The organism is Klebsiella sp. w6 (genome assembly GCF_033100215.1).
Classification (GTDB): domain Bacteria; phylum Pseudomonadota; class Gammaproteobacteria; order Enterobacterales; family Enterobacteriaceae; genus Klebsiella; species Klebsiella variicola.
On sequence record NZ_CP136907.1, the window covers coordinates 2,601,847 to 2,614,544 of the forward strand.

At 61.4% G+C, this 12,698-nt stretch carries 9 protein-coding genes and 1 riboswitch; of the genes, 4 read left to right on the forward strand and 5 right to left on the reverse strand.

What is annotated here, in order from left to right; all coding sequences use genetic code 11:
- Positions 1-13: 13 nt before the first annotated feature.
- Positions 14-1,420 carry an MFS transporter gene (locus R0140_RS12830; protein WP_317704041.1) on the reverse strand — a complete coding sequence of 469 codons (1,407 nt, stop codon included), beginning with the start codon at positions 1,418-1,420 and terminating at the stop codon, positions 14-16.
- A 262-nt stretch (positions 1,421-1,682) separates the two neighbouring features.
- On the opposite strand from R0140_RS12830, the gene zapE reads away from it, so the two are divergent.
- A complete protein-coding gene (gene zapE, locus R0140_RS12835) occupies positions 1,683-2,744 on the forward strand; it encodes a cell division protein ZapE (RefSeq protein WP_411555541.1) in 1,062 nt (353 codons plus the stop codon).
- Between the two features lie 34 nt (positions 2,745-2,778).
- Here the strand turns inward: zapE and katG are convergent, their stop codons facing one another.
- Entirely contained in the window at positions 2,779-4,956 is a 2,178-nt protein-coding gene (katG, locus tag R0140_RS12840; RefSeq protein WP_012541632.1) for a catalase/peroxidase HPI, read from the reverse strand.
- 341 nt (positions 4,957-5,297) lie between these two features.
- Positions 5,298-5,377, forward strand: a riboswitch (ZMP/ZTP riboswitch).
- A gap of 17 nt (positions 5,378-5,394) precedes the next feature.
- On the opposite strand from katG, the gene R0140_RS12845 reads away from it, so the two are divergent.
- From R0140_RS12845 to R0140_RS12855, 3 genes are all read left to right on the forward strand, one after another.
- Positions 5,395-6,027 carry a LysE family translocator gene (locus R0140_RS12845; protein WP_004898401.1) on the forward strand — a complete coding sequence of 211 codons (633 nt, stop codon included), beginning with the start codon at positions 5,395-5,397 and terminating at the stop codon, positions 6,025-6,027.
- A 221-nt stretch (positions 6,028-6,248) separates the two neighbouring features.
- Positions 6,249-8,159 carry a penicillin-binding protein 2 gene (gene mrdA, locus R0140_RS12850; protein ID WP_016161111.1) on the forward strand — a complete coding sequence of 637 codons (1,911 nt, stop codon included), beginning with the start codon at positions 6,249-6,251 and terminating at the stop codon, positions 8,157-8,159.
- 111 nt (positions 8,160-8,270) lie between these two features.
- Positions 8,271-9,008, forward strand: a complete 738-nt coding sequence (locus R0140_RS12855) for a glutamine amidotransferase (protein ID WP_110233873.1) — start codon at positions 8,271-8,273, stop codon at positions 9,006-9,008.
- Here the strand turns inward: R0140_RS12855 and pqqF are convergent.
- Genes pqqF through pqqD form a run of 3 tightly spaced genes read right to left on the reverse strand, consistent with a single transcriptional unit; the run spans position 9,005 to position 12,697 of the window.
- Positions 9,005-11,290, reverse strand: a complete 2,286-nt coding sequence (pqqF, locus tag R0140_RS12860; RefSeq protein ID WP_317704042.1) for a pyrroloquinoline quinone biosynthesis protein PqqF — start codon at positions 11,288-11,290, stop codon at positions 9,005-9,007. The two genes, R0140_RS12855 and pqqF, sit on opposite strands and share 4 nt — an antisense overlap.
- Positions 11,290-12,432 (reverse strand): pyrroloquinoline quinone biosynthesis protein PqqE, encoded by a 1,143-nt coding sequence (gene pqqE / locus R0140_RS12865; protein ID WP_008804778.1) that lies wholly within the window; start codon positions 12,430-12,432, stop codon positions 11,290-11,292. The genes pqqF and pqqE overlap by 1 nt, the downstream gene beginning before the upstream one ends.
- Positions 12,419-12,697, reverse strand: a complete 279-nt coding sequence (gene pqqD, locus R0140_RS12870; RefSeq protein ID WP_008804779.1) for a pyrroloquinoline quinone biosynthesis peptide chaperone PqqD — start codon at positions 12,695-12,697, stop codon at positions 12,419-12,421. Before pqqD ends, pqqE begins: the two co-directional genes overlap by 14 nt.
- Position 12,698: the final 1 nt, after the last annotated feature.

The window sequence follows — 12,698 nt, forward strand, 5'->3', positions numbered from 1 at the left end:
CCCTGCGACAACCTCAGATATTCTCCAGTCGAATGCCCCGCGTTCTGGGGCCGAAGATCCCTACCGACAGCATCACCATCAGCATACTGACGATGATAAAGCTAATCACCCCCGGCGTGCCGGCGTATTGCAGAATAATGCCGATCAGGATGCTGGTCACCGCGGTGGAGAGCCGGCTGAACGAGTAGCAGAAGCCGACGGCGCGGGCGCGAATATGGGTCGGGAAGACCTCGGCCTGGTAGGCGTGGTAGCTGATGGTCAGCCAGGCGTTGGACCAGGTGATCATAAACCCGCAGATCACCAGCAGAATCGGGCTGTTTTGCAGGGCGAACAGGGGCCCGAAGATGACAGTCATCAGCGCGGAGAGGACAATTTGCCACTTGTTCTCAAAGCGATGCACGAAGCGGGTGCAGAACAGGCAGCCCAGCGGATAGGCGAGGGTGATAAAGAAGGCGTACAGCAGACTGTGAGTGATGCTGGCCCCCTGACCGGAGAGCAGCGCCGGCAGCCAGTTGCCAAAGCCGAAGAAGCCGATCGCCTGGAAGAAGTTCATCACCATTAGCATCAGGGTGCGCTGCCGATACTGCGGCGCCCAGATTTCGCGGAAGGTGCCGCGTTTGACGACGCTCTGTGCCGCATGCGCATGCTTCGGCGACGGCGTCACGCCACAGCGGGCTTCCATCTCACTCATCACCGCATGCGCGTCATCATGCCGCCCTTTGCTTTCCAGCCAGCGCGCTGACTCCGGCAGCTTTTTGCGGATAAACCAGATCGCCAGCGAGAACAGCGCGCCAAAGATGATCACCCAGCGCCAGCCGCTGAGGCCGAAGAGGGTGGTTGGCACCAGCATCCAGGACATCAGCGCCACCGCCGGAACCGACAGGAACTGGATGAAGAAAGCGAAAGCAAACGCTTTATTGCGCAGATGGGTTGGCATCCATTCGCTGAGATAGGTATCAATAGTCACCAGCTCAATACCGAGGCCGATCCCCACCAGAAAGCGGAAAAAGATCACCCCTTCCGCGCTACTCTGCGTCGCCATCAGCAGCGAAAAGAGGCCGTACCAGGCGAGCGCCACCATAAACGTCAGACGGCGCCCCAGCCTGTCCGCCAGCGGCGCCAACAGACTGGCGCCAATAAACAGCCCCATAAAGGTGGCGGAGGCAAAAGCCGCCTGATCGGCAATCCCGAATATCCCCGCCTGCCCGGTGTGAAAAATCCCGTCGGCCAGCAGCCCTGCGCTGATATACCCGGTCTGGAACAGGTCGTAGAGCTCGAAGAAGCCACCGAGGGAGAGCAGGGTGATAAACGACCATAAACCGAAGGAGGCGGGCAGCGCATCAATGCGTCCGGTTAAGCTGGCGTGCGGTTGTCCTGGCGAGGCATAAGGCGCGCCGCCGAGAACCTGGGTGGTAGACATGGTGTTGTATTCCTCAGGATGAATGGTTTGCCTGCTAATGTTAATTGATTGTTAATAGTTTTAAATTTTTAATCCTACGCGTTAGCTGCAATCTTTAGCGCAAGATATCGCGGTACACCATGAAAAATGAGATTCATGCTGGTTTTTACCGCATGCCAGGCGAAGAATTGAAGTAAATCACCGCGGACGGTATTTCCCGTTGTGCGATTCGCCAACCCGCAGGAAAGCGGCTAGAATGGCCTCCTCGCAGGAGGTTATAAAAATGTTAAAAGAGGGATGTATGGCGTCGTATTCAGATCAGCCAGAGATGGCGACTGAGTTTCGCTTTACCCGTGTGATGGCCGAGCAGGCGGCGCGGGCGCGTCTGACGCTCGATGACGATCAGTTGTCGCTGATCGCTCGCCTGGATGCTTTGGGCCAGCAACTGTTGTCCGCGGCGGGTACGCCGCAGGGGGTGTACGTCTGGGGGCGGACCGGGCGGGGGAAAAGTTTTATCCTCGACCACTTTTTTGCCAGCCTGCCGCTCGCCGCCCGGCGGCGGGTCCATTTTCATCACTTCTTCCGCGAGCTACATCAGAGGCTGAATGCCCCCGGCGCGCCCGACCTGCAGGCGGTGATGAGGCAGATGACTTCCGGCTGTCGCCTGCTGTGCTTCGACGAATTTCATCTTCACGACCCTGGCGACGCGATGCTGATCAAGGTCTTACTGGCGCATCTCTTTCAGCGCGGTATTGTGCTGTTGGCGACGTCAAACTATCCGCCGGAGATGCTGCTGCCCAATCCGCTGTATCACGATCGCTTTTTACCGTCGATCGCGCTGATCCGCGCCCACCTGGCGGTCGTCGCGCTGAACGGTGAGGAGGATTATCGCCAGCGTCATCTGAGCGTCGATAATGCCTTCTGCAGCGGGCGGATGTGGGTTAATCCGAATGCACAACAGCGTCAGCTGTATGATCTGCCGTCGCTGCCTGCCGAACCGGTTTCGCTGACGGTAGGTTATCGCACCCTGCTGGCTGCCACGGCGTCATCCACTCAGCTCCACTTCACCTTTGCCCAACTCTGTCAGGCCGCCACGGCGGTGATGGACTATCTGACGCTCAGCGAAAGCTATACGGTCTGGTTACTGGATGAGGTGCCGCCGCTGGCTACGGTGGGGCAAGCGGCCCAGCAGCGCTTTATCAACGTGATCGATGTGCTGTATGAAAAGCAGATCCGCCTGCTGCTGGTAACCTGCTGCGATCTGGAGACGCTGGTGGCCGGGGTGGAACTGGAGGATATTCAGCGTACGCGGAGTCGCCTGCAACAGTTGCCGCGGGCGGTATAAGCAAAACGCCCCGGCGGGTGCCGGGGCGGGGAGATTACAGGTCGAAGCGGTCGAGATTCATCACCTTAGTCCAGGCGGCGACGAAGTCATGCACCAGCTTCTGCTGCCCGTCGGCGCAGGCGTATACTTCCGCCAGCGCGCGCAGTACAGAGTTGGAACCAAACACCAGATCCACGCGGGTGGCGCTGTACTTCGCCTCGCCGGTTTTACGGTCGCTGCCGGTAAACAGCTCCGCGTGGTCATCGGCCGCTTTCCAGACGGTGGCCATATCCAGCAGGTTGACGAAGAAGTCATTGCTGAGCACGCCGACGCGGTCGGTGAACACCCCGTGTTTGCTGCCGTCGTAGTTCGCGCCCAGTACGCGCAAGCCACCGACCAGCACTGTCATTTCCGGGGCGGTTAGCGTGAGCTGCTGGGCTTTATCGATCAGCAGCGTTTCCGTCGAGACACCGCCTTCGATACGGCGATAGTTGCGGAAGCCATCCGCCAGCGGCTGCAGCAGGTCAAACGACTCGACGTCGGTCTGCTCAGGCAGGGCGTCGACGCGGCCTGGGGTAAACGGCACGTTAACGCTGACGCCGGCGGCAGCGGCCGCCTGCTCAACGCCGACCACGCCAGCCAGCACGATGATATCGGCTAACGACGCTTTGCCGGAGGCGCGCTGGATCGCCTGCAGAGTCGGCAGCACCCGGCTGGCGATAGCATTGACCGGCCAGTCTTTCTGCGGAGCGAGGGCCAGGCGTGCGCCGTTGGCGCCGCCGCGCTTATCGCCGCCGCGGAAGGTGGAGGCGGAAGCCCAGGCGACCGAGACCAGCTCACTCACCGACAGGCCGGCACCGGCGATGGCGGTTTTCAGGCTGGCGATATCCTCAGCGCTCGGCTGATGAGTCGCTGCCGGCAGCGGATCCTGCCAAATCAGATCTTCTTTCGGCACTTCCGGACCGAGGTAACGGGATTTTGGCCCCATATCGCGATGGGTCAGCTTGAACCACGCCCGGGCAAACGCCTCGTTAAAGGCCTGCGGGTCGTTGAGGAAGCGGCGGGAGATCTTTTCAAACTCCGGGTCGAAGCGCAGGGTCAGGTCGGTGACCAGCATGGTCGGTTTGCGCTTTTTCCCCGGATTAAACGGATCCGGGATAATTTCCGGCGCGTCTTTGGCTTCGAACTGGATAGCGCCAGCCGGGCTGCGGGTCTGCACCCATTCATATTTAAACAGGTTCTCGAAGAAGTAGTTGCTCCACTGGGTGGGCGTCTGCGTCCAGACCACTTCCAGACCGGAGGTGATGGCATCCGCACCTGCGCCGCTGCCGTAGCTGGAGTGCCAGCCCAGACCCTGCGCTTCCAGTGGGGCGGCTTCCGGCTCGGCGCCGACGTGGCTGGTTTCGGCGGCGCCGTGGGTTTTGCCCAGCGTGTGGCCGCCAGCGATCAGGGCGACAATCTCTTCATCGTCCATCGCCATATTGCCGAAGGTGGCGCGAATGGCTGCCGCGGCGGACAGCGGCTCGCCGCTGGCGTTCGGTCCTTCCGGGTTGACGTAGATCAGCCCCATTTCGGTGGCGCCGATGGCCTGTTTCGCCAGGCTTTCCGGGTGACGGTGGGCCAGCCACTCTTTCTCATCGCCCCAGTCGACGTCCAGATCCGGTTCCCAGACATCTTCACGACCGGCGCCAAAGCCAAAGGTGCGGAAGCCGGCGTTTTCCAGAGCGACGTTACCCGCCAGCATGTAAAGGTCGGCCCAGGAGATTTTCTGGCCATATTTCTGTTTTACTGGCCACAGCAGACGACGGGCTTTATCGAGACTGACGTTGTCTGGCCAGGAGTTCAGCGGCGCAAAGCGCTGCTGCCCACGGCCTGCGCCGCCGCGACCGTCAACGGTGCGGTAGGTGCCGGCGCCGTGCCAGGCCATGCGAATAAACAAGCCAATATAGCTACCCCAGTCTGCCGGCCACCACTCTTGCGAGTCGGTCAGCAACGCTCTGAGGTCAGCTTTCAGCGCGGAGTAGTCGAGCTTTTTAAACTCTTCCCTGTAGTTAAAATCCTCACCCAACGGGTTGGAACGACTGGAGTGCTGGTTCAGCAGATCGACACGCAGCTGGTTAGGCCACCAGTCGCGGTTGCCGGTGCCGCTGCCGGCGCTCTGTTTTGGCGTCTCGGCGTGGAAAGGGCACTTTCCGGCGGATGCGTTGTTGGATGGGTCGTTAGACGTGCTCATATCAGGCTCCGTTTGCTTTTGTGAATGCCATTACGATATACACTGCTACCAATAAGCGATATTTGAATGAGTCTACAGATTTAATAGCTAATTCCGTTCAACGAAGGGTAAACATCCCCTTATATGACCAGGTAGACCTGGCGGTTAGTATAAACCTCACCATTAACCATAGACGTAACGAGACGGCAAAGGAAACGATCTGCGTCAATCAGGGAGCCGGATTGCTAATTGTTTGAGATATGACAATTTTCCTGCGAGAAAAGGATGAGGGCTGTCCGTTGCGCGAGCGTAACGAATGTTCGGTACGGGGGTTGTTGGCGGACACAGAATAAGCTAATACTTAGGCACCATGTGACTGGCGCTGAAGACAGAATACTGTCGGGGAGCATGGTCGACGTCGCCGCGCGCCTGGGCATTACCGATAGCTGGAGATAAGTTATGCCTGAATTCGCTTCATTAATGGCCTTTGCCGCGGTGGCGCTGGGGTTGGTGTTAACCCCAGGCCCCAACATGATGTATCTCACTTCGCGTTCGATTTGCCAGGGAAAACGCGCTGGCTTTATCTCCCTTGCCGGCGTGGCCGTGGGATTTTTCTTCTATATGTTGTGTGCCGCTTTCGGCATCACCGCGTTGGTTTTCGCGGTTCCATACGCCTACGATGCCTTGCGTTTATGCGGGGTCGCTTATTTGCTCTATCTGGCGTGGCAGGCGATCAAACCGGGAGGGCGGCCGATATTTGCGGTGCGCGACTTACCCGCGGACAGTGGGCGTAAGCTGTTTCTGATGGGATTCCTCACCAGCCTGGCGAACCCCAAAGTTGCCATCCTGTATCTGTCCCTGCTGCCGCAGTTTATCACTCCCGGACTCGGCAGCGTGCTCAGTCAGTCGTTAATATTAGGCTGTACCCAGGTGATCATCAGCGTGGCGGTGAACGGCATGATTATCTTGCTGGCCGGGCAGGTGGCGTTATTTCTTGGTCGGCGGCCGGGCTGGCAACAATTTCAACGCTGGCTGATGGCGACGGTACTGGCGGGAATGGCGGTTAAGATCGCTTTTGAGGCCAGAAAATAAGCGGGTTGATCATGTAAACAGATGCCAGCCGTCCCCGTTGCTGGCTAACCTCGCACTCTGATGCCTTTCTCCTGCACAGAAAGGCTTCCCACGCTCTAACATGCTGAAACATTTCTGCCAGATCATTAGCAACCTTTCAGTAGGGCTGGCGCCGCGATAAGGCTATGCTTCCCGGCCGTTACGCTGTTGGCTTTTCTTGTGATTCAGGTGATGTACCGCTAATGCCCCTTTTGAGAGATGAAATTCGCGACCACTCCGCGGAAGAGATGCTGTTTATCCGCCGGGCCGCAATCGCTTTTCTGCTGGTGGTGGTCTGCTTTGGCGTGCTGATCGCCAACCTCTACCATCTGCAGGTGGAGCAGCATGATTTCTACCAGACCCGATCGAACCAGAACGACATTAAGATGCTGCCCATCGCCCCCAGCCGCGGGCTGATATTCGATCGCAATGGCATTCCGCTGGTGCAGAACATTACCCTGTATCGCCTGCAGGTGATCCCGAGCAAAATTCCCGATATGGCCGCGCTGCTGCAAAGCCTGACGCCGATCGTCGACCTGACGCCGGATGACATCGCCAGCTTCCGCGACGATATGCACCACAACAGCCGCTATAAAGCGGTGACGCTGAAGTCCGACCTCAGCGACGTGGAGGTGGCGCGCTTCGCGGTTAACGAATTCCGTTTCCCCGGCGTGACGGTGGAGAGCTATCAGCAGCGCGAATACCCGTACGGCGCCGAGCTGGCGCACGTGGTGGGCTATGTGTCGAAAATTAACGACAACGACCTGCAGCGGCTGGCGAAAGACGGCGAAGAGGAGAACTATGCTGCCGACCACAATATCGGCAAGCAGGGGATCGAGGGCTATTACGAAAAAGCACTCCACGGCACCACTGGCTATCAGGAAGTGGAGGTCGATAACCACGGCCGGGTGGTGCGTCTGCTGAAAGAGGTACCGCCGGTGGCCGGGAAAAACCTCTATCTGACCCTCGACCTGCACCTGCAGCAGTATATTGAGTCGGTGCTGAAGGGGCAGCGCGCGGCGGTGGTGGTGGTCGATCCCCGGGATGGCGGCGTGCTGGCGATGGTCTCCAGCCCCAGCTACGATCCTAATCCGTTCGTCAAAGGCATTGGCTATCAGGCCTATAAATCGCTGCTCGATAATCCGGACCGGCCGCTGATCAACCGCGTCACCCAGGGGCTGTATCCCCCGGCCTCGACGGTGAAGCCCTATATGGCGCTGTCGGCGCTCTCCGCAGGGGTCATCACCCCGAACACCACCTTCTTCGGCGCGCCGACGTGGACGCTGCCGGGCACGCAACGCCGCTACCGCGACTGGCTGAAGACCGGCCACGGGATGCTCAACGTGACCAAAGCCATCGAAGAGTCGGCTGACACCTTTTTCTATCAGGTCGCTTTCGAGATGGGCATTGACCGGATCCATGAGTGGCTGAGCAAGTTTGGTTACGGCCAGTCCACCGGCATCGACCTTAATGAGGAGTATGCCGGCGTACTGCCCAGCCGGGAGTGGAAACAGCGGGTGCATAAAAAGCCCTGGTATCAGGGGGACACCATCTCGGTCGGCATCGGCCAGGGGTACTGGATCGCCACGCCCATTCAGATGGTGAAGGCGCTCACCACCCTGCTGAATAATGGCAAGGTGCAGGATCCGCATCTGCTCTATTCGATGAAGCAGGGCAACCATGTGGAACGTTATCAGCAGCCGGCGAACCTGCCGCAGGTGGGCGATCCGAAATCGCCGTACTGGGGCATTGTGCGCAACGGCATGTATGGGATGGCGAATCTGCCCAACGGCACCGGCTACAAGCTGTTCCATACCGCGCCGTACCAGATCGCGGCGAAGTCCGGCACCTCGCAGGTGTTCAGCCTGAAGCAAAACCAGACCTATAACGCCAAAATGATCCCGGTGCGTCTGCGCGACCATATCTTCTATACCCTGTTTGCCCCTTATCAGCATCCGAAGGTGGCGATGGCGCTGATCCTGGAGAACGGCGGCGGGGATGGGGTGGTGGCCGGACCGACGGCGCGCGCCATTCTGGACCACATCTTTGTTCCGCAGCAGGCGTCATCCGCGGCGGCTGACGTGCCGCAGCGTGACAGCGCCGATGCCCAGTAAGCGGCTGGACTTATTCCGGACGCGCATCGTTCATAGATATTGGTTATTTGTCCCGCGGCTTTCCGGGCGGCATAGTGATGGCAGGAACATGACCCGGAGCGAGGAGGAAGGGTGACACGTAACCGATTATTGCTGGTTCAGACCGGCACGCCGCCGGCAGCCATCCGCGAGGAGCATGGCGATCTGCCGCACTGGTTCCGTACGCTGCTGGCGCCGTGGCAGGCGCAGCTGACCGCGGTGCGGGTCTTTGAAGATGAACCGCTGCCGGCGCCGGATCGCCAGACCGTGGCGGTTCTCACCGGTTCGTGGGCAATGGTGTCCGATCGCCTGGCATGGAGCGAACGGACCGCCGACTGGATCCGTCAGGCGGTGGCTATCGGCATGCCGCTGTTCGGCGTCTGCTATGGTCATCAACTGATGGCCCATGCGCTGGGCGGTGAGGTGGCTTACCATCCTGCCGGGCGGGAAAGCGGCAGCAAAACGATTGCGCTTTCGCCGTGGGGTGTCGATGACCCGCTGCTGAGCGGCCTGCCAGCGACATTCCCCGCGCATTTGAGCCATTTGCAAACCGTGACCCGTTTGCCGGAGGGGGCTACCGTGCTGGCCGCATCCTCCCACGATCCCCACCAGATTGTGCGCTACGGGCCGCAGGCGGTCTCCACGCAGTTTCACCCGGAATTCACCGCGCCGATTGCCCGCTCGCTGATCCGCTACCGGGAGGCGGTGCTGCAGGCGGAAGGCATCGACCCACAACAGTTACACGACGAGGTCCAGGAGAGCCCGCAGGCCGCGGCGATCCTCACCCGCTTCGTCAGCGACTTTCTGACCCCGGATGCCCACGGCCATTAACTCCCTGTCGTGAACAGCACTCGCCAGCGACGACGCCGGCGGGTCATCTCACGCCACAGGGCGACCACCTCTTCAACGCGCAGCGCGTCAGCCGCCTGCGGCGTCACCCCCGGCAAGTTATACTCCTGGCGCAGCGCGTCCAGGGCGCGCACCTTCGGCGGTACCCGGGAGCGGGCCTGAGCGGCCAGCCGCTGCTGTAACAACCTGAAGGTCGCCTCATCCATGGGGTCCAGCTGGCGCAGAAAGGTTTTACAGCAGCGGAGGAGTTCTCCGGGACGGCGTTCCGGGGACTGGAGCGCCATCAGCAGCCCATCGCGATCGGCAACGCGCTGATAGCGGCAGCTCACCACATAGCCTATCTGCTGCTCCACCCGCAGGCGCTGGAAAAACGGCGGCTCGCAGAACTGCGCCAGCACCCGCAGGGCCGCCAATGAAGCGCCTTCCGGCAGCGGAAGAAAGACCAGTAGCGCCGTGTCGCCCCGGGGATAAGCCAGCCGCTCGACGCCGCCGCGGCAGGGGGCCGGAGCGGGCATCGGCGGATTAACCGGGACGGTAAGCCGGCTCAGCTGACGCGCTACCCACTGCGCATCTTTCGCGCTGCCGCCAATCAGGGCCGCCAACCAACCTTCCTGGTGCGCTGACGTACCCAGCCGTTCGGGGAGCTGGGCCATGAGATGACGGATCGCAATACTCTCCGGCGGTGGGGGCAGCGGGGCGACCGGGAGCGCGAGATGCCGCACGATGGCCTGCAGAATCGCCTCCGGCCGTTGGCCGAACGCAGGCAACTGCAGGATCAGCTGCCAGCTACCGTCGAACAGATGCCACTCGCCGTGTCCCCCGGCATGGCGCAGGGCGGCAAGCAATGGACGCAGCTGTTCCCTGCGCGCCAGCCCTTCGGCCGGCGTGGGCGAGCAGTAGAAGGGCGGTCGCAGCAGGAGCGTCGGCGGCTCTTCCGGTGACGGGAGGTGACGCAGTGGCGCGGCTTCCGCCGGGCTTTCGGCCACGAGCTCGCCAGCGGCCTGCGGATAAAAAGCGAATGCCAGCGCCGGGTCAGAGACCGGACGTGGCGACCAGCGACTGAGCGGCAGGCTAAAGCCCTGGGTGGCTACCGTTGCTCCGGGGGGCTGCGTCTGGCAGACCAGGCTGACCGTGGGGGCGGCCAGCAGGGCGGCGCAAAAATCGGCGAACCTGGTGGGCGGCGCCCCGGGGGCAAAGCCGAATGCCCGCTGGCGCAGCTGATCGAGAGGCGATAGCGCCTGAAAACGGCGCCGGGACAGCTGATAGTAGTGTTGCTGCTGCTCAGGCGTCGTCTGCTGTAGCGCCTGCAACCAGTGGGTTATCTGCCGGTCGACCTGTTCCGGCCGGTCGCTGGCGAAAATCAGCGCCAGCCAGCCGAAGTGCTGATCCTGATACAGCCAGTTCAGCGCCACGTCCTCGGCCATCCCGCGCTGGCGCAGGCCGGCCATCAGGCTACCGGGGGCTTCATCCAGCAAAAACTCGCGCAGTAACGTGACATTGTCACTTAAGGCGATCAGCGGGCAGCGCCACAGCGCGGGCTGGCTGGAGACGGCCAGCTGCAGTTGAGGGGGCTCGCCCAGAGTGAGCGGCGGCGCTGGCGGCGGTGCCTCGCCCGGGGCAAGCCCGGTGGCGAAACGGGTCGCCAGTTCGCCGAGCACCTCCAGCGACTGCGGCCCCTGCAGCCAGAGTTGCATCCGGCGGGCGACGTAGTGGCTGCGGTGAAAGTCACGTAAGGCCGCCTGTAGCGCGAGGAAATCCTCCCCCAGCGACCCGGCGTCGCCGACCTGAAAGCGGCGAAACGCCGCGGGCGCGATGGCGGCGTGACGCACGGCGGCTTCCCGTCGCGACAACTCATGCTGTTGGATCAGGCGGTTTTCGGCGTCGATAACCGCGACTTCGCGTTGAATATCGTCCCTGAGCAGCAGCGGCGCCTGCAGCATCTCCTGCAGGCGCGCGACGCCGTCAGCCAGGCCCTCGGCGGCGACCTCGAAAAAGAACGCGCTGTGGCGGGACAGGGTGGTGGCATTCACATTCCCTGCCTGGCGCTGCACCCAGCTCATCAGCCGTTCATCATTGCGGTAGCGCTCACCGCCGTAAAACAGCAGGTGTTCCAGCAGGTGCGCCAGACCGGGGAAGCACGACGGTTCATGGTGGCTGCCGGCGGCAACCCGCACCAGGGCCGCCGCGCGATCGGCCTGCGGCTGATGAACCAGGGTAGCCTGCAGGCCGCCCGGCAGAGTGACAGTGCGGGTCGCCAGCGTCATTACAGTTCCCGGGTTTTGTAGATAAGCTGCGAGCGGGTACGGTTGCGGAACTGCAGCTGGCTGACTTTGATGTCGCTGCAGGCCGCTTCGCGCCGGGCCTCAAGGATTTTGTGATGATGTGGGGATTTGCTGCACACCGGGTCGGCGTTATCGGCGCTGCCGGTCAGCATAAAGGCCTGACAGCGGCAGCCGCCGAAGTCTTTCTCTTTTTCATCACAGGAGCGGCACGGCTCCGGCATCCAGTCATACCCGCGATAACGGTTGAAGCCGAACGAGTCATACCAGATCGATTCCAGACTCTGCTCCAGCACCGACGGGAACGCCACCGGCAGCTGGCGCGCGCTGTGGCACGGCAACGCAGTGCCTTCCGGAGTGACGCTGAGGAAAATCGATCCCCAGCCGCCCATACAGCCTTTCGGGCGTTCCTCGTAATAGTCCGGGGTGACGAACAGCAGGTTGGTGAGGTTACCGCTGGCGGCCATTTTCTGCCGGTAATCGGCGACCACCTGCTCGGCGCGGGCGATCTGTTCCCGGGTCGGCAGTAACCCCTCGCGATTAAGAAACGCCCAGCCGTAAAACTGGCAGGTGGCGAGCTCGACGTCATCGGCCTCCAGCTCAATGCACAGCTCGATAATTTTATCGAGCTGGTCGATGTTGTGCCGGTGGAGGACGAAGTTCAGCACCATCGGGTAGTCGCGCGCTTTTACCGCTCTGGCCATCGCCAGCTTCTGCTGGAAGGCTTTTTTATTGCCGGCGAGAGCGGCGTTGAGCACCTCATCGCTGGCCTGGAAGCTAATCTGGATATGGTCCAGTCCGGCCTCGCTGAAGGCGTCGAGTTTGCTCTCGGTTAGCCCAATTCCCGAGGTGATCAGGTTGGTATAGAACCCGAGGTCGCGCGCGGCGCGGATCAGCTCCGGCAGATCTTTACGGGTCAGCGGCTCGCCGCCGGAAAAGCCCAGCTGTACGCTGCCCATCGCTCGCGCCTGGCGAAAGACCTCGATCCATTGTTCGGTGGTCAGCTCCTTTTCCTGCCGGGCGAAGTCCAGCGGATTGGAACAGTAGGGACACTGCAGCGGGCAGCGGTAGGTCAGCTCCGCCAGCAGCCACAGCGGCGGATTGACGGCGGGTTTATTCTGGCTCACGGCAGGTGATCCACTTCTGTTGACAGGCGATCTGCAGGAACTCGACGACGTCGTCATCGACGCCGCCGGCTTCCGGGAAACGTTCGTTAAGCATGGCGATAATCGCCGCAACGTCGCGCCGGCCATCGACCAGCTCGAGGATCGCCGCGGCGGTCTCATTGAGTTTAGCCATTCCCTCCGGATAGAGGATCACATGGCTCTCCTGGGCGGCTTCCCACTGCAGTCGGTAGCCGCGACGAAAGGCAACGATGGACGTTTTTTGCATG